The sequence below is a fragment of the Burkholderia sp. BCC1638 genome (assembly GCF_902833195.1).
GTDB lineage: Bacteria > Pseudomonadota > Gammaproteobacteria > Burkholderiales > Burkholderiaceae > Burkholderia > Burkholderia diffusa.
In genome coordinates this window covers 81,234-97,450 of sequence record NZ_CADFEC010000008.1, presented here as the reverse complement: position 1 = coordinate 97,450, position 16,217 = coordinate 81,234, and the positions used below count along the sequence as shown (strand labels likewise).

General features: G+C 68.0%; 15 protein-coding genes. 8 read left to right on the top strand and 7 right to left on the bottom strand.

Annotated elements, in window-relative coordinates; genetic code table 11:
- The first annotated feature begins 203 nt into the window (after positions 1-203).
- Positions 204-1,403, top strand: a complete 1,200-nt coding sequence (locus tag HWX22_RS12075; protein WP_175915704.1) for an MFS transporter — start codon at positions 204-206, stop codon at positions 1,401-1,403.
- Positions 1,404-1,495: 92 nt separating this feature from the next.
- On the opposite strand, the gene HWX22_RS12070 is transcribed toward HWX22_RS12075, so the two are convergent.
- Together HWX22_RS12070 and HWX22_RS12065 are read right to left on the bottom strand one after the other, a co-directional pair.
- Positions 1,496-2,554, bottom strand: a complete 1,059-nt coding sequence (locus tag HWX22_RS12070; RefSeq protein WP_175915703.1) for an L-idonate 5-dehydrogenase — start codon at positions 2,552-2,554, stop codon at positions 1,496-1,498.
- A 9-nt stretch (positions 2,555-2,563) separates the two neighbouring features.
- Complete coding sequence (locus HWX22_RS12065; RefSeq protein WP_059820429.1) at positions 2,564-3,337, bottom strand: SDR family NAD(P)-dependent oxidoreductase; 774 nt, start codon at positions 3,335-3,337, stop codon at positions 2,564-2,566.
- 146 nt (positions 3,338-3,483) lie between these two features.
- Here HWX22_RS12065 and HWX22_RS12060 point away from each other — a divergent pair, with 146 nt between their 5' ends.
- On the top strand, positions 3,484-4,374 hold the full coding sequence (locus HWX22_RS12060; protein WP_059820428.1) for a LysR family transcriptional regulator: 891 nt from the start codon (positions 3,484-3,486) through the stop codon (positions 4,372-4,374).
- A 77-nt stretch (positions 4,375-4,451) separates the two neighbouring features.
- On the opposite strand, the gene gap is transcribed toward HWX22_RS12060, so the two are convergent.
- Positions 4,452-5,462 carry a type I glyceraldehyde-3-phosphate dehydrogenase gene (gap, locus tag HWX22_RS12055; protein ID WP_006485712.1) on the bottom strand — a complete coding sequence of 337 codons (1,011 nt, stop codon included), beginning with the start codon at positions 5,460-5,462 and terminating at the stop codon, positions 4,452-4,454.
- 86 nt (positions 5,463-5,548) lie between these two features.
- Positions 5,549-7,621 (bottom strand): transketolase, encoded by a 2,073-nt coding sequence (tkt, locus tag HWX22_RS12050; protein ID WP_175915702.1) that lies wholly within the window; start codon positions 7,619-7,621, stop codon positions 5,549-5,551.
- 216 nt (positions 7,622-7,837) lie between these two features.
- Here tkt and speE point away from each other — a divergent pair, with 216 nt between their 5' ends.
- The 3 genes from speE to HWX22_RS12035 all read left to right on the top strand — a co-directional run bounded on the left by speE (position 7,838) and on the right by HWX22_RS12035 (position 10,104).
- The gene (gene speE, locus HWX22_RS12045; RefSeq protein ID WP_059535267.1) at positions 7,838-8,695 is read left to right on the top strand and encodes a polyamine aminopropyltransferase; all 858 of its coding nucleotides are present in this window, start codon (positions 7,838-7,840) and stop codon (positions 8,693-8,695) included.
- 207 nt (positions 8,696-8,902) lie between these two features.
- The gene (locus tag HWX22_RS12040; RefSeq protein ID WP_124903776.1) at positions 8,903-9,319 is read left to right on the top strand and encodes a VOC family protein; all 417 of its coding nucleotides are present in this window, start codon (positions 8,903-8,905) and stop codon (positions 9,317-9,319) included.
- Between the two features lie 17 nt (positions 9,320-9,336).
- Positions 9,337-10,104 carry a 16S rRNA (uracil(1498)-N(3))-methyltransferase gene (locus HWX22_RS12035; RefSeq protein WP_175915701.1) on the top strand — a complete coding sequence of 256 codons (768 nt, stop codon included), beginning with the start codon at positions 9,337-9,339 and terminating at the stop codon, positions 10,102-10,104.
- Between the two features lie 139 nt (positions 10,105-10,243).
- Here HWX22_RS12035 and HWX22_RS12030 read toward each other — a convergent pair whose 3' ends face one another.
- The 3 genes from HWX22_RS12030 to HWX22_RS12020 form a co-directional block, all read right to left on the bottom strand.
- Complete coding sequence (locus HWX22_RS12030) at positions 10,244-10,807, bottom strand: barstar family protein (protein WP_059820729.1); 564 nt, start codon at positions 10,805-10,807, stop codon at positions 10,244-10,246.
- Positions 10,808-10,823: 16 nt separating this feature from the next.
- On the bottom strand, positions 10,824-11,255 hold the full coding sequence (locus HWX22_RS12025) for a ribonuclease (RefSeq protein ID WP_014898117.1): 432 nt from the start codon (positions 11,253-11,255) through the stop codon (positions 10,824-10,826).
- Positions 11,256-11,634: 379 nt separating this feature from the next.
- Positions 11,635-13,977, bottom strand: a complete 2,343-nt coding sequence (locus HWX22_RS12020) for an NADP-dependent malic enzyme (protein ID WP_269467394.1) — start codon at positions 13,975-13,977, stop codon at positions 11,635-11,637.
- A gap of 100 nt (positions 13,978-14,077) precedes the next feature.
- Here HWX22_RS12020 and thiL point away from each other — a divergent pair, with 100 nt between their 5' ends.
- The 3 genes from thiL to HWX22_RS12005 are packed head-to-tail and all read left to right on the top strand — an operon-like array spanning position 14,078 to position 16,176.
- On the top strand, positions 14,078-15,112 hold the full coding sequence (thiL, locus tag HWX22_RS12015; protein WP_156441465.1) for a thiamine-phosphate kinase: 1,035 nt from the start codon (positions 14,078-14,080) through the stop codon (positions 15,110-15,112).
- Complete coding sequence (locus HWX22_RS12010) at positions 15,102-15,644, top strand: phosphatidylglycerophosphatase A (RefSeq protein ID WP_059535259.1); 543 nt, start codon at positions 15,102-15,104, stop codon at positions 15,642-15,644. Before thiL ends, HWX22_RS12010 begins: the two co-directional genes overlap by 11 nt.
- Before the next feature lie 31 nt (positions 15,645-15,675).
- Positions 15,676-16,176, top strand: coding sequence for a CinA family protein (locus HWX22_RS12005; RefSeq protein WP_175915700.1), 501 nt, complete (start codon positions 15,676-15,678; stop codon positions 16,174-16,176).
- The last annotated feature ends 41 nt before the right edge of the window (positions 16,177-16,217 follow it).

The window sequence follows — 16,217 nt, the reverse complement described above, 5'->3', positions numbered from 1 at the left end:
TACGCACATCCGCTCCCGCCCACGGCGCCTGGCCACCGCACCGGAGCGGCCCACCCGGGCCCGCCCTCCCTTCGCCCGCCGCACGACGCGCCGCCCGGCGCGCATCGGCACATCGTCGATCCGTTGACGCCGGCCCCGATTTCCGCAACCCGCTTCGCCGACGACCCATGCCGCCGGCCGGCGCCGCTGTTTTTTTCGCGACCATGGAACCGCATCACGACAACCATCCTCCCCTGACCCGCGCGATGACGCTGCTGTTCGCCTGCGCGTGCGGCATCGTCATCGGCAACATCTATTACGCGCAGCCGCTGCTCGCAGCGATCGCGCACAGCTTCGGCCGCCCGCCCGCCGAACTCGGCTATCTCGTCACGCTGACCCAGCTCGGCTACGCGGCGAGCCTGCTGCTGATCGTGCCGCTCGGCGACGCGGTCAATCGCCATACGCTGATCGTGCGGCTGCTCGTGCTCAACGTGATCGCGCTGGTCGCCGTCGAGTTCAGCACGAACTTCACGATGTTCGTCGTCGCGAACGTCGCGCTCGGCTTCGTCACGTGCTCGACGCAGCTGCTCGTGCCGTTCGCCGCCTCGCTCGCCGATGCACGCACGCGCGGCCGCGCGGTCGGCACCGTGATGAGCGGGCTGCTGCTCGGCATCCTGCTCGCGCGCGTCGCGGCCGGCGCGATCGCCGACGGGTTCGGCTGGCGCGCGGTGTACGGAATCGCCGCGGCGATGATCCTCGCGCTGACCGGCGTGCTCGCGGCGAAGCTGCCGAAGGACCGCCGCCACGCGCGGCTCGATTACGCGGCGCTGATGAAGTCGCTCGTCGCACTGGTGCGCGCGCAGCCGCTGATCGCGCTGCGCTCGACCTACGGCGCGCTCGTGTTCGCATGCTTCAGCCTGCTGTGGACCGGCCTCACGTTCCTGTTGAGCCAGCCGCCGTACAGCTATTCCGAAGGGCAGATCGGCCTGTTCGGGATCGTCGGCGCGGTAGGCGCGCTCGCGGCGACGTCGGCCGGCCGCCTCGTTGATCGCGGCCACGGCAACGCGGCGACCGGCCTGTTCGCGGCGGCCGTGCTCGCCTCGTTCGCGCTGATCGCGGCCGGCGCGCATTCGCTCGTCGCGCTGATCGCGGGCATCCTGCTGCTCGACGTGGGCGTGCAGGGCATGCACATCTCGAACCAGAGCGTGATCTACGCGCTCGCCGGCCACGCGCGCAGCCGCGTGACGACGATCTACCTGACGAGCTACTTCGTCGGCGGCGCATTCGGGTCGTTCGCGACGAGCGTCGCGTACGGCATCGACGGCTGGCGTGGCGTGTGCATCGCGGGCGCGGCGCTCTCGGGCGTGCTGATCGCCCTGTGGCTCGTGTCGCAGCGCGTCGGCGCGCGGCAAGTCACGCAATAGCCCGCTTTCGCCCTCGCCAATGAAAAAGGCACGCTCCGCAAATCGCGGGCGTGCCTTTTCTGCATGCGCGCCGTCGCGCCATCAGCAGACGATCATGCCCCCTCGTGCGCGAAATCGATCAGCACCTTCATTGCGCGCTGCCGGTCACCGGCCAGTTCGAACGCGCGATTCGCGTCGCGCATCGGGAATACGCCCGTCACGGCCGGGCTCAGGTCGACGCGCCGCGCATTGATCAACTGCACCGCGAGCGCGAATTCCGCATGGAAGCGGAACGACCCGCAGATCGACAGCTCCTTGGCGACCACGACGTTCTGCGGCAGGCTGACGTCGCCGCCGAGCCCGAGCTGCACGACGACGCCGCGCGGCCGCATCACGTCGAGGCCGTCGCGCAATGCGCGCGCATTGCCCGAACACTCGATCATCACGTCGAACGTCCCCTTGTCGGCGCCGTAGCGCGCGACCCAGCCGGTGTCCGTCGACGCGTTGATCACGTGATCCGCGCCGAGCGCGCGGGCAACCTCGAGCGGCGCATCGACCACGTCGGTCGCGACGATCTCCGCCGCGCCGTGCACGCGCGCCGCCGCGACCGCCAGCACGCCGATGGGCCCGCACCCCGACACGAGCACGCGGCGGCCGATCAGCGGGCCGGCGCGCGAGACCGCATGCAGCCCGACCGCGAACGGCTCGGCGAGCGCCGCGAGCGACAGCGGCACATCGTCCGCCACCTTCACGCACTGCACGGCATCGCACACGAGCGCGTTGCGAAATGCGCCCTGCACGTGCGGCATGCGCATCGCGCTACCGTAGAAGCGCATGTCGAGACACTGGTTCGGGAGCCCTTCCAGGCAGTAGCGGCACGCGCCGCACGGGCGGCTCGGATTCACCGCGACGCGATCGCCGACCTTCACCGACGTCACGTCCGGCGCGACCGCCGCCACCGTGCCGGCCACTTCATGGCCCAGCACCATCGGCTGCTGCAGCCGGATCGCGCCGAAGCCGCCGTGGCGGAAATAATGGAGATCGGAGCCGCAGATGCCGCCCATCGCGACATCGACGCGCACCTGGCCCGTGCCGATCTCGCCCGCGTCCTGCTCTTCGAGCCGCAGGTCGTTCGGCCCGTGGATCACGAGACACATGCAACGCATACGCATGACGTTCTCCTATACCGCGCTGGTCAGGCCGCCGTCGACGAACAGCGTCTGGCCGTTCACGAAATCGGATGCGGCTGATGCGAGAAAGATCGCCGCGCCGCACAGCTCGTCGACGCGCCCCCAGCGGCCGGCCGGCGTGCGCTTGCACAGCCAGTCTGAGAACGCCGCGTCGTCGACCAGCGCGCGGTTCAGCTCCGTCTCGAAATAGCCTGGCGCGAGGGCGTTCGCCTGGATGCCGTGACGCGCCCAGTCGGCGCACATCCCTTTCGTCAGCATCCGCACCGCGCCCTTGGTCGCCGCATACGGCGCGATCGTCGGCCGCGCAAGCTCGCTCTGCACCGAGCAGATGTTGATGATCTTGCCGCGGCCGCGCGCGATCATGTGGCGCGCCACCGCCTGCGCGACGTTGAACACGCCATCGAGGTTCACGCGCATCAACGCGTGCCAGTCGTCCGGGTCGAATGCGTCGAGCGGCGCGCGGCGCTGGATGCCCGCGTTGTTCACGAGGATGTCGATCGCGCCGACGCGCGCCTCGAAATCGTCGATCGCCGCACGCACCTGCGCGTGCTCGGCGACGTCGAACACCGCGTGATCGGCCGCGAAACCTTCATCGCGGAAATGGTGCGCGAGCGTCGCGGCCTTCTCCTCATTGCGATCGTTGATCACGATCGCAGCACCGGCCTCCGCGAGCCCGCGGGCGAGCGTCAACCCGATCCCACGTCCGGAACCGGTGATCAGTGCGCGGCGGCCGTCCAGGCGGAACCGGTCAAGCGCGTTGCTCATGCGTGTCTCCTCGTGCCATCGAGCCGACCGCCGGTCGCGGCCGGTCTCGCGATGAGCGTATCTTCGGCGCTCCGCCGGAGTCGCGCCAATGGTCTTTTTTGATCCGGTTATCATGAAATCCGATCACCGTCCGCCGCCCGCCCACCATGGAACTCAAGCAATTGCGCGCCTTCGTCACGCTCGCGGAAGAGCTGCATTTCGGGCGCGCCGCGCAGCGCCTGTTCATCGTGCAATCCGCGCTGAGCATGCAGATCAAGGCGCTCGAGGAAGATCTGGGCGCACGCCTGTTCGAGCGCGACCGCCACAAGGTCGAGCTCAGCGATACCGGACGCGTGTTCCTGCCCGAGGCGCGGGCGACGCTGCAGCAGGCCACGCGTGCGGAGCAGATGGCGCGGCTGTCGAGCCGCGGCGAGATCGGCACCCTGCGCATCGCGTTCGTGTCGTCGGTGCTGCCGGCGTTGCTGCCGGCCGTGCTGCGCACGATGCGCGAGCGCTATCCGCTGATCGCGCTCGAACTGAAGGATCTGCCGACACCCGACCAGATTGCCGCGCTGCGCGACCGGCGCATCGATTTCGGAATGATCCGGCTGCCGGCCGCGTATGCGGGCATCGACACGCGCGTGGTGCTCGAGGAGGGCTTCGTCGTCGCGCTGCCGATCGACCATCCGCTCGCCGCGCACGAGACGATCGCACCGGCCGCGTTGCGCGGCCAGCCCGCGTTCGTGCTCGCACGCCGCTACGCGCCCGGCTTTCACGACGACATGCTGCTCGCGCTGAGCCGCGCGGGCACGACGCTCGAGATCGCGCAGGAATTCGGCGAATTCACGACGATGCTCGCGCTCGTCGCGGCCGGGATGGGGATCGGGCTGATCCCGGCGGAAGCCGCGAGCGCGCTGCCGCCGAACGTGCTCGCGCGGCCGCTCGACCTGGCCGGGCACCGGACCGGCATCGGCCTCGCGTGGACCGACCTCGACAGCCCGCTCAAGCGCGCGTTCGTCGACGCGCTCGAACACGTGACGGCGAACGCCGGGCAATAAAAAAGCCCGGCCGGAAAAACCGGGCCGGGCTCGTTCGCGACGCAGACCGCCTTGCGGCGGCCGCGCGACGTGCGGGATTACTTCGCGTTCGCGAATGCGACTGCCGTATCCAGCATGCGGTTCGAGAAACCCCACTCGTTGTCGTACCAGCTCGACACCTTGACGAGGCGGCCCGACACCTTGGTCAGCGTCGCGTCGAACGTCGACGAAGCCGGGTTGTGGTTGAAGTCGATCGACACCAGCGGTGCGTCGTTGTAGCCGAGGATGCCCTTCAGCGCGCCTTCCGATGCTTCCTTCATGATCGCGTTGACTTCCTCGACCGTCGTGTCGCGCTTCGCGATGAACGACAGGTCGACGATCGACACGTTGATCGTCGGGACGCGGATCGCGTAACCGTCGAGCTTGCCGTTCAGTTCCGGCAGCACGAGGCCGACGGCCGATGCAGCACCCGTCTTCGTCGGAATCTGGCTGTGGGTGGCCGAACGCGCGCGGCGCAGGTCTTCGTGGTAGACGTCCGTCAGCACCTGGTCGTTCGTGTACGCGTGGATCGTCGTCATCAGGCCGGTTTCGAGGCCGATCTTGTCGTTCAGCGGCTTGACGAGCGGCGCGAGGCAGTTCGTCGTGCACGATGCGTTCGAAATGACGGTGTGCTCGGCCTTCAGCACGTCGTGGTTCACGCCGTAGACGATCGTCGCGTCGACGTCCTTGCCGCCCGGCGCCGAGATGATCACCTTCTTCGCGCCGCCCTTCAGGTGCGCGCTCGCCTTTTCCTTCGTCGTGAAGAAGCCCGTGCATTCCATCACGACGTCGACGCCCAGCTCGCCCCACGGCAGTTCCGCCGGGTTGCGGTTGGCCAGCACGCGGATCTTGTCGCCGTTCACGACGAGGTAGTCGCCGTCGACCGACACTTCGCCCGGGAACTTGCCGTGCGCGGTGTCGTACTGGGTCAGGTGCGCGTTGGTCTTCGCATCGCCCAGGTCGTTGATCGCGACGATCTCGAGATCGTGCTTCTTGCCGTTTTCATAAAACGCGCGCAGCGTATTGCGGCCGATACGGCCGTAGCCGTTGATTGCGACGCGAATCGTCATGGTCTATCTCCTGATGGCTGAAAAAATTCGTTTCGTGCAGCTTCACGGTGCGACGCGCGCGGGGGTGACGCGCGTCGCGAATGCTTTTAGGCCAGCACGGCCTTCGCGGTCTCGACGACGTGCTCGACGGTGAAGCCGAAGTACTTGAACAGCACGCCGGCCGGGGCCGATTCGCCGAACGTGTCGATCCCGACGACGCCGCCTTCGAGGCCGACATACTTGTGCCAGAACGCGGTCACGCCCGCTTCGATCGCGACGCGGCGCACGCCGTGCGGCAGCACGCGTTCACGGTATTCGGCGTCCTGGCGGTCGAACACGTTGGTCGACGGCATCGACACGACGCGGGCCGCGATGCCCTGCTGCGCGAGCGGCTCGACGGCCTTCATCGCGAGTTCGACTTCCGAGCCCGTCGCGATCAGGATGATCTTGCGCGCGACGATCTCTTCGTCCCAGTCCTTCAGCACGTAGCCGCCCTTCTCGATGTTCGCGATCTGCGCGTCGGTGCGCGGGTTGAACGCGAGGTTCTGGCGGCTGAAGATCAGGCTCGACGGACGGTCTGCGGCAACCGCGTGGGTCCATGCGACGGCCGTCTCGACCGTGTCGGCCGGACGCCATACGTCGTGGTTCGGGATCAGGCGCAGGCTCGACACGTGCTCGATCGACTGGTGCGTCGGGCCGTCTTCGCCGAGGCCGATCGAATCGTGCGTGAACACGAAGATCGACGGGACCTTCATCAGCGACGCGACGCGCAGAGCGTTGCGGCTGTAGTCGGAGAACGTCAGGAACGTGCCGCCGAACGGCTTGTGGCCGCCGTGCAGCGCGAGGCCGTTGATCGCGGCGCTCATGCCGAATTCGCGCACGCCGTAGTTGATGTGGTTGCCGAGCAGCACGCCCGCGCCTTCCGGATTCGCGCGGACCGCCTTCGATGCCTTCCAGTTGGTCAGGTTCGAGCCGGTCAGGTCGGCCGAGCCGCCGAGCAGTTCCGGCAGTGCGGCAGCCAGCCCTTCGATCGCCTGCTGCGATGCCTTGCGGGTCGCGACCGTCTCGGCGCGCTCGTTCGCGCCGGCGATGATCGCCGCGGCCTTCTCGGCCCAGTCGGCCGGCAGCTTGTTGGCCATCCGGCGCTCGAATTCAGCGGCTTCTGCCGGGAACTTCGCGCGATATTGCGCGAACGATGCGTCCCATTCGGATTCGGCACGCTTGCCGGCTTCCTTCGCGTCCCACGCCGCATAGACTTCCTGCGGGATCACGAACGGTTCCCACTTCCAGCCGAGCGCTGCGCGCGTCTTCGCGATTTCTTCCGCGCCGAGCGCCGCGCCGTGCACGTCGTGGCCGCCGGCCTTGGTCGCCGCGCCCTTGCCGATCACCGTCTTGCAGCAGATCAGCGTCGGCTTGTCCGACAGCTTCGCCTTCGCGATCGCCGCGTCGACCGCGTCGACGTCATGGCCGTTCACGTTCGGAATCACGTTCCAGCCGTAGGCTTCGAAGCGCTTCGGGGTGTCGTCGTGGAACCAGTTGACGACGTCGCCGTCGATCGAGATGCCGTTGTCGTCGTACAGCGCGATCAGCTTGTTCAGCTTCAGCGTGCCCGCGAGCGAGCAGGCTTCGTGCGAGATGCCTTCCATCAGGCAGCCGTCGCCGAGGAACACGTACGTGTGGTGATCGACGATCTTCGCGCCGTCACGGTTGAACTCGTCGGCCATCAACGCTTCGCCGAGCGCCATGCCGACCGCGTTCGCCAGACCCTGGCCGAGCGGGCCGGTGGTCGTCTCGACGCCCGGCGTGATGCCGAATTCCGGGTGGCCCGGCGTCTTCGAGTGCAGTTGGCGGAAGTTCTTCAGCTCTTCCATCGGCAGGTCGTAGCCGGTCAGGTGCAGCAGCGAGTACAGCAGCATCGAGCCATGGCCGTTCGACAGCACGAAGCGGTCGCGGTCTGCCCAGTGCGGGTTCGTCGGGTTGTGCTTCAGGTGGCGCGACCAGAGCGCAACGCCGATTTCGGCCATGCCCATCGGCATGCCGGGGTGGCCGGAGTTCGCTTGCTGGACGGCGTCCATCGCGAGCGCACGGATCGCGTTGGCCATCAGGGTGGTGGAGGCGGGAGACGAAGTCGTCATGTCGAGTCCGGAGAACGAGTCGAGGAAACGGGGGCACGGCGGCATCCGGAAGCTCGAGCGTCAATCGTTCCCGGCGCGCGGTGCGGCGCCTGACGGACGCGAAGCGGACGGAGCCTACGGACGGGGCTGCAAAGCTCGACATTTTAACAGATGGGCTGACATTTCCCTTGTCGGCGCGCGGTGTTCCGGCACGCTTTTCCGCGGAACCGCATGCCTCCTATAATTCAGGCGTCGGAACTGCCCGCCCCGAGCGGCCCGCCCGTGAACACGACCCTTCTCTTCCATCCCACGCCCGACGCCGCGTACGGCTTCCCGAACGCACGCCGGCTCGCGCACGTCGCGTCGCCGCACCAGCACATCGAAGTCTGGGAAACCCCGCAGCTCGGCCGCCTGTTCACGCTGGACGGACGGCCGATGACGTCGGTCGGCGACGAATACGTGTACCACGAGTGCATGACGCACCCGGCCGCGCTCACGCATCCGTGCCCGCGCAAGGCGCTCGTGCTCGGCGGCGGCGACGGCGGCGCGGCGCGCCAGCTGCTCAAGCACGCGTGCATCGAGCGGATCGTCGTCGCCGAACTCGACGATGAAGTGGTCGGCATGGCGCGCCGCTATCTCGACGACGTGCACCAGGGCGCGCTCGACGACCCGCGCGTCGAGGTCGTGATCGGCGACGCCGCGCATTTCGTCACGTCGACCGTCGAGCATTTCGATCTCGTCGTGTTCGACCTCACGCCGCCGGATTCGCCGGCGGCCGGCCTCTATACGCGCGAGTTCTACGCGCGACTCAAGCGGATCCTCACGCCGTGCGGCGCGATCTCGCTGCATCTCGGCTCGCCGGTGTTCCACGCGGCGCGCATCGCCGCGCTGCTCGCCGACCTGCGCGCGAGCTTCGCGTTCGTCGATCCGTTGTCCGCGCACGTGCCGCTGTACGGATCCCAATGGCTGATGGCGATCGCGAGCGACACGCTCGATGCCGCCGCGCTGTTCGCGCACGACATCGACGAGCGTCTCTCCGCGCGCCGCGTGCAGGGCTTGCGCTACTACGATGCGCGGCTCCATGCGGCCCTCTTTGCCCTGCCGCGCGCGCTGCGCGATACACTGGGCGTTCGTCGCTGAGCGTCCCGGGCGGACGCATCGTTCTGCGGGTTGGTCGCGCGTTCTCCCGCGCTCGACCCGCGACGCCCACGCCCGGAACGATGCACGCGGCCCGCCGGCATGTCCGCGGAACCGCACCAGGCGCCCGCGCGCCAATATCCGTTGGACTGCCAAGCATGGGACCGGAGTAACAGCTCAAGCGCCAACACCGTTCGACAGGAGATTTTCATGACCGATCCACGTCCGGCCGACGTGCCTTGGTTGACGCCTTACCTGGCCGTGCGCAATGCGCATGCGGCCATCGAGTTCTTCCAGGCCGCGTTCGGCTTCGAGTTGCGCGACGTCCTCGACGAGGACGGCGCGATCATGCACGTCGAGATGACCTACCGCGGGCAACTGATCGTGATGTTCGCGCCAGAAGGCGCGTTCGGCTCCACCGCGCTCACGCCGAAGAGTGCGGGCGCAACCGCCCCGCAATCGTTCTATTTGTATGTCGACGACGTCGACGCGACCTGGCAGCGCGCGCTCGACGCGGGCGCAAAATCGCTGACCGCGCCGCAAGACCAGTTCTGGGGCGACCGCTTCGCGCAGATCGAGGATCTCGACGGCTACCGCTGGGCGCTCGCGCGCCGTCTGAGCGCATGAACGGAGCTGCGATACGCATGAGTGAAGCCACCACCACCGCGGCCGTGCCGCGCTTTTTCATCGAGGCGGCGCTGCGCGCCGACGCGACGCTCGCATTGCCGGCCGACGTCGCGCGTCACGCGCAAGTGCTGCGGCTGCAGCCCGGCGACGCGCTGGCGCTGTTCGACGGCAGCGGCGGCCAGTACCGCGCGCGGCTCGTCGAGATCGACAAGCGCAGCGCGCTCGCGCAGATCGAGGCGTTCGACCCGGCCGAGGCCGAGCCGCCTTATCGCGTGACGCTCGCGCAAGGCATCGCCGGCGGCGACAAGATGGATTGGGTGATCGAGAAGGCCGTCGAGCTCGGCGTCGCGGCGGTCGTGCCGCTGTCGACCGCGCGCGGCGTCGTGAAACTGTCCGGCGAGCGCGCGGACAAGCGCGTCGCGCACTGGCGCGGCGTCGTGCGCGCGTCGTGCGAACAATGCGGGCGCAACCGCGTGCCCGACGTCGCGCCGGTACGCGGCTTCGGCGCCTGGCTCGATGGGCTGCCGGCCGCGCCGGCTGACGGCGAGCTGCGGCTGCTGCTGTCGCCGCGCGCGAGCATCCCGTTCGCGTCGCTGCCCGACGCGCCGCCCGCGGCGGCCGTCACGCTGCTGATCGGCCCCGAAGGCGGGCTGTCGCCGGACGAGGAAAACGCGGCACGCGCACGCGGGTTCACCGCGTTGTCGCTCGGCCCGCGCGTGCTGCGCACGGAGACGGCCGGCGCGGCTGTGCTCGCGGCGCTGGCCGCGCGCTGGGGCGGCTGGTGACGAACCCGACGTGTCGCGACACGCGGCGCGCCGGCTCGCGGGGTCGCCGCGCGAATGCGACGCGCGGACGCAAAAAAGCCCGCGCGAGGCGGGCCTTTTGCCGGATCGGCCGCGTTCGGGCGGCCGACGGGTTCGCGCTTTACGCGAACGAATAGAACACGCGGAACGCGACCTTGCGCTCGGCCCAGAATTCGGCGGCTTCGCGGAACACGTCGAGCAGCGTTTCGCGCCCTTCCTTGTCGAATTTCTGCGCGATCGGCAGCCCTTCGAGGACGATCACGAAACCGGGCTGCGCGCCGGCCTTCGCGACCAGGTCGGTCAGGCAGTCGTACAGCGCATCGTAGTTCTTCCCGAAATGTTTCGGAAACAGGAACGACGTCGCGATCGTCTCCATCACTTCCTGCTTCGACTGCGCGGCGCCGCAATACGCGTACAGGAAATGCTGGCCGAGCCGGTTGGCTTCGTCGGCGAGATCCTGCACGCGGAACGCGCGGATCGACTGCACGAGATTGGGTCGCACGGTCGTGAAAAGGCTCATAGGCTCCTCGTTCGATGAAAGCCCGGGCTCGGCTTCCTGTTGCTCCGGCGCGCCGCCGGCCTGTGCCGCCGCGTGGAGTTGCATCACGCGCTGAAACAGATTGCCGTCGCCGGCCGCGAACAGTTCCGCCGCCGCCGTATCGTGCGCGTAGATGGAGTCGCTCATTCCGTTCATCCCGAAGTCATTCAACAATACGTTTAAAACTGTTGTAGTGGTCGTCTGTGTAATAACAGTTGTCGATCCGGCGCAATGGCCCGCCGCAGACGATCCGGCGCGCGCCGCGATTGCGTGCGCGCGGCGTCGGCACCGTGTACTCGTGGTAGTAGCCGCGCTTCGCCTTCGGCAGGATCCGCTCGCGGTTGCCGAAGACGACGCCGTCTTTCTCGTACGGATAGGGGCCACCGGCGCCGATCAGGCCAAGCGTGGTCACGGCCTCGCGCGGCAGACGGGCGGTCGGGATCGTATCGACCCCGCCGACGGCCAAGTCGGCCGACGCGGCCTGCCGTGCGTAAGCGGCGGAAACCAGACTGCCCGTCGGTGTACCGACGATACCCATCGCGAACATCGCGAAGACGGACGCGAGCGCGCCGTTGCGGAGCCACTTGCGTGCCATGAACCAGGGTTCCCGCTGTTAAATCAAGTAGTTGACGACCAACCAAAGGCGTTAGCGTAGCGCTATTGTCCGCGCGAATCAATGTTCGTTTGGGAATCGAAAGGCTGGCCCCGCCCGGAATCGCGCATTTTTTACCGAAACAAGACTACATTTATCTTACATGAGATAGAATATTGGCGGCATCTCTCGTATGGCAAGACTTTGCCTCCTTGCCACGCTCGCTGCCTGGAGTGGAGAGATGTTGCTGCTGCTTATGGGAAGCGCGTTTGCGCCCTGCCCGACGGCGTGCCCATTGCGGGCGCGCCTCTTTTTGCTTTTGTTTACAATTTCGCCCGACGCGCGGCACCGGTTCGACCGTTGCCGCGCGGTTCTTTCCGACTCAGCGTGCGGCGTTCACGTCGGCGACCAGCAGCGCCGCCATGTTGACGATGCGGCGAACGGTCGCCGATTCGGTCAGCACGTGCACCGGCTGAGCCGCGCCGAGCAGGATCGGCCCGATCGCGATGTTGTTGCCGGCCGCCGTCTTCAGCAGGTTGTACGCGATGTTCGCGGCATCGATGTTCGGCAGGATCAGCAGGTTCGCGTCGCCTTCCAGCGTCGATTCCGGCAGGATTTCCTTGCGCAGCGCGGCGTCGAGCGCGACGTCGCCGTGCATTTCGCCGTCGACCTTCAACTCCGGCGCACGTTCCTGCAGGATCGCGAGCGTATCGCGCATCTTCTGCGCCGAAGGCGCGTTGCTCGTGCCGAAATTCGAGTGCGACAGCAGCGCGACCTTCGGCTCGATACCGAACCGGCGCACTTCTTCCGCGGCCATGATCGTGATCTCGGCAAGTTGCTCCGGGGTCGGATCGACGTTCACATGCGTATCGACCAGGAAGATCTGGCGGCCCGGCAGCACGAGGCCGTTCATCGCCGCGTACACGCTGCAGCCCGGGCGCTTGCCGATCACCTGGTCGATGAAGTGCAGGTGGCGGTGCGTGGTGCTGATCGTGCCGCAGATCATCCCGTCCGCTTCGCCCTTCTTCACCAGCATCGAGCCGATCAGCGTCGTGCGGCGGCGCATCTCCACACGGGCCAGCTGCTCGCTGATGCCCTTGCGCGCCATCATCTTGTAGTACGTCTGCCAGAAATCGCGGTAGCGCTCGTCGTGCTCGGTGTTGACGACCGTGAAGTCGGTACCCGGCGTGAGACGCAGGCCGTAGCGCTGGATACGGTGTTCGATCACCGACGGACGGCCGATCAGGATCGGCTTGGCGAGCTTCTCGTCGACGATGATCTGCACGGCGCGCAGCACGCGCTCTTCCTCGCCTTCCGCGAACACGACGCGCTTCTTCTCCGCCGGCGCGCTGCGCGCGAGCTGGAAGATCGGCTTCATCGTCGTGCCGCTGTGGTACACGAACTGCTGGAGGTGAACGCGGTACGCCTCCATGTCCTCGATCGGACGCGTCGCGACGCCGCCGTCCATCGCGGCCTGCGCGACGGCCGGCGCGATCTTGACGATCAGGCGCGGATCGAACGGCTTCGGAATCAGGTATTCGGGCCCGAACGACAGGTCCTGGATCCCGTATGCGGTCGCGACGATGTCGCTCTGCTCGTGCTGCGCCAGTTCGGCGATCGCGTTGACGGCCGCGATCTCCATTTCACGCGTGATCGTCGTCGCGCCGACATCGAGCGCGCCGCGGAAGATGAACGGGAAGCACAGGACGTTGTTGACCTGGTTCGGATAGTCGGTACGGCCGGTCGCGAGAATCGCGTCGGGGCGCACTTCGAGCGCCGCTTCCGGCAGGATTTCCGGCGTCGGGTTCGCGAGCGCGAGGATCAGCGGGCGCTCGGCCATGCCCTTCACCATCTCGGGCTTCAGCACGCCGGCGGCCGACAGGCCGAGGAAGATGTCCGCGCCGTCGATCACCTCGGCCAGCGTGCGGGCTTCGGTTTCGCGGGCGAAACGCTCCTTGTCCGGATCCATCAGCTCGGTGCGGCCCTTGTAGACCACGCCGGCCAGGTCGGTCACCGTGATGTTCTCGAGCGGCAGGCCGATGTCGACCAGCAGGTCCAGGCACGCGAGCGCGGCCGCACCCGCGCCGGACGCGACGAGCTTCACCTTCTTGATGTCCTTGCCGACGACCTTCAGGCCGTTCGTGACGGCCGCGGCCACGACGATCGCGGTGCCGTGCTGGTCGTCGTGGAACACCGGGATCTTCATCCGCTTGCGCGCTTCGCGCTCGACGATGAAGCAGTCCGGCGCCTTGATGTCTTCCAGGTTGATCCCGCCGAAGGTCGGCTCCAGCGCGGCGATCACGTCGACCAGCTTGTGCGGGTCCGACTCGTTCAGCTCGATGTCGAACACGTCGATGCCGGCAAACTTCTTGAACAGTACGGCCTTGCCTTCCATCACCGGCTTCGACGCGAGCGGGCCGATGTTGCCGAGCCCGAGCACCGCCGTGCCGTTCGTGACGACGCCGACCAGGTTGCTGCGCGCCGTGAAGCGCGCGGCGTTCAGCGGGTTCTCGACGATCTCCTCGCACGCATACGCGACGCCCGGCGAATACGCGAGCGCGAGGTCGCGCTGGTTGATCATCTGCTTGGTCGGGGCGATCGCGATTTTCCCCGGGGTCGGGAATTCGTGATAGTCGAGAGCGGCTTCGCGGAGCTTGGCTTTGGAGGAGGCTTGGGTCGACATGTGTCTCTTGACGTGCGGATTAGAATAACTGTTCGACGGCATTGTAGCGCCAATCGAAGGCCGCCAGACCGGCGATTCGGGTGCAACAGCCGCGACAAAAATGTACTGAACGGTGCAGGAACGGCGCCGTTCGCTGCGTACAATGCCGTTCCCTTCACCGCTTCCGGGTTCGTCCGCCGTGCCAGCCGCCTTGTCCGAGTTTTCGCTGATCGATCGCTTCTTCGCGCGCCGCGCGGCCCGGGGGGCGCGTGCGTCGACGCTCGGCATCGGCGACGATTGCGCGCTGATCGCGCCTCGATCCGGAAAATTGCTGGCCATTTCGACGGACATGCTGGTCGAAGGCCGCCATTTCTTCCCCGATGTCGCGCCCGACGCGCTCGGCCACAAGACGCTCGCGGTCAACTTGTCGGATCTCGCGGCGATGGGCGCCGAGCCGCGCGCGTTCACGCTCGCGTGCGCGCTGCCGCGCGCCGACGCCGCATGGCTCGAGGCGTTCAGCAACGGGCTGTTCGCGCTCGCCGAGCGGTTCGGCTGCGAACTGATCGGCGGCGACACGACGAGCGGGCCGCTGAACCTGTGCGTGACCGTGTTCGGCGAAGTCTCGCCGGACGCGGCATTGCGGCGCGACGCCGCGCGTGACGGGGACGACGTCTGGGTGTCCGGCACGCTCGGCGACGCCCGCGCGGGGCTCGGGCTCGCGCGCGGCGAATGGACCGCCGGCGCGGATGAAGCCGCCGCGTTCCGGCAGGCGCTCGAGCGTCCCGAGCCGCGCATCGCGCTCGGGCTTGCGCTCGCCGGCGTCGCGCACGCGGCGCTGGACATCTCGGACGGCCTCGCCGGCGACTTGCAGCACATCCTGACCCGCTCGAACGTGCGCGCCGAGATCGACGCGGACGCGGTGCCGCGCTCGGCCGCGCTCGCGACGCTGCCGCCCGACGTACAGCGACGCTGCACGCTCGCCGGTGGCGACGACTACGAACTGTGCTTCACCGCACCGGCTGCGGCCCGCGCGGCGATCGAGGCAGCGGGCGCGAGCGCCGGCGTTCGGGTCACGCGAGTCGGTACAATACACGCGCTGTCCTCGCCGTCGGAGCAGCCCGCGATCGCGTGGCGCGACGCCGCCGGCGCCCCCCTGACTCTCACGTTGCACGGTTTCGACCACTTCCATGCAGACTGACCCGACCGCGCAATCCGCGGCCGCGCCCGGCGCCGCCCGACACGTGCCGCAGCGCGCCACCGCGCGCTTCATGCTGTCGCACCCGGCGCACATCGTGTCGCTCGGCTTCGGCAGCGGGCTCGCGCCGTTCATGCCCGGCACGTTCGGCTCGCTGTTCGGCTGGCTCACGTTCGTGGTGTTCAACCGCTACCTGACGGTGCCCGAATGGTGGGCGCTGATCGCGGTCGGTTTCGCGGCGGGCACGTGGATCACCGGTTTCACCGCGCGGAAGATGGGCACGTCCGATCCGGGCGCCGTCGTCTGGGACGAAATCGTCGCGATCTGGCTCGTGATGCTGTTCGTCACGCCCGCGACCTTCATCGGCCAGTTGTGGGCGTTCGTCGTGTTCCGCTTCTTCGACATGCTCAAGCCGCCGCCGATCCGCTATTTCGACCGTCGCGTGAAAGGCGGGCTCGGCATCATGGTCGACGACCTGATCGCCGCGTTCATGACGCTGCTCGTGATCGCGTTCTGGCGCTCCGTCGTCGGCTGACCGATTTCCCGACTCCCGTTTCCCGACGCGCATGCCAACCGATTCCGTCGTCCATCAGCTTGCGATCCGCGCAGGCAACAAGCTGCGTGACGAGCACCTGTCGCTCGCCACCGCCGAATCCTGCACGGGCGGCATGATCGCCGCCGCGATCACCGACATCTCCGGCAGCAGCCAGTGGTTCGAGCGCGGCTTCGTCACCTACTCGAACCAGGCGAAGATCGACATGATCGGCGTGCCGCCCGACCTGATCGAGAAACACGGCGCCGTCAGCGAGCCGGTCGCGCGCGCGATGGCCGAAGGCGCGCTGCGCAACAGCCGCGCGCAGGTCGCGCTGTCCGTCACCGGCATCGCCGGCCCGGCGGGCGGCAGCGAGAAGAAGCCGGTCGGCACCGTGTCGTTCGGATGGAGCAACCGGCTGCATACCGACGTCGAGACCCTCGTGTTCAAGGGCGACCGCGAGCAGATCCGCACGCAGGCGGCCGCGCATGCGCTGCGCGGGCTGCTGAAGCTGCTCGACGAACGCGAACGCTGATTCGCCGGCGCAGCGGCAGGGGCGGCCTCCGCCCGTGCCCG

What these genes read in the sequence shown, in the direction of transcription:
- HWX22_RS12075 (WP_175915704.1), top strand. Translation starts at nt 204, where the DNA reads ATGGAACCGCATCACGACAACCATCCTCCCCTGACCCGCGCGATGACG.
- HWX22_RS12070 (WP_175915703.1), bottom strand. Translation starts at nt 2,554, where the DNA reads ATGCGTATGCGTTGCATGTGTCTCGTGATCCACGGGCCGAACGACCTG.
- HWX22_RS12065 (WP_059820429.1), bottom strand. Translation starts at nt 3,337, where the DNA reads ATGAGCAACGCGCTTGACCGGTTCCGCCTGGACGGCCGCCGCGCACTG.
- HWX22_RS12060 (WP_059820428.1), top strand. Translation starts at nt 3,484, where the DNA reads ATGGAACTCAAGCAATTGCGCGCCTTCGTCACGCTCGCGGAAGAGCTG.
- gap (WP_006485712.1), bottom strand. Translation starts at nt 5,462, where the DNA reads ATGACGATTCGCGTCGCAATCAACGGCTACGGCCGTATCGGCCGCAAT.
- tkt (WP_175915702.1), bottom strand. Translation starts at nt 7,621, where the DNA reads ATGCCGCCGTGCCCCCGTTTCCTCGACTCGTTCTCCGGACTCGACATG.
- HWX22_RS12040 (WP_124903776.1), top strand. Translation starts at nt 8,903, where the DNA reads ATGACCGATCCACGTCCGGCCGACGTGCCTTGGTTGACGCCTTACCTG.
- HWX22_RS12035 (WP_175915701.1), top strand. Translation starts at nt 9,337, where the DNA reads ATGAGTGAAGCCACCACCACCGCGGCCGTGCCGCGCTTTTTCATCGAG.
- HWX22_RS12030 (WP_059820729.1), bottom strand. Translation starts at nt 10,807, where the DNA reads ATGAGCGACTCCATCTACGCGCACGATACGGCGGCGGCGGAACTGTTC.
- HWX22_RS12025 (WP_014898117.1), bottom strand. Translation starts at nt 11,255, where the DNA reads ATGGCACGCAAGTGGCTCCGCAACGGCGCGCTCGCGTCCGTCTTCGCG.
- HWX22_RS12020 (WP_269467394.1), bottom strand. Translation starts at nt 13,977, where the DNA reads ATGCCGTCGAACAGTTATTCTAATCCGCACGTCAAGAGACACATGTCG.
- thiL (WP_156441465.1), top strand. Translation starts at nt 14,078, where the DNA reads ATGCCGTTCCCTTCACCGCTTCCGGGTTCGTCCGCCGTGCCAGCCGCC.
- HWX22_RS12010 (WP_059535259.1), top strand. Translation starts at nt 15,102, where the DNA reads ATGCAGACTGACCCGACCGCGCAATCCGCGGCCGCGCCCGGCGCCGCC.
- HWX22_RS12005 (WP_175915700.1), top strand. Translation starts at nt 15,676, where the DNA reads ATGCCAACCGATTCCGTCGTCCATCAGCTTGCGATCCGCGCAGGCAAC.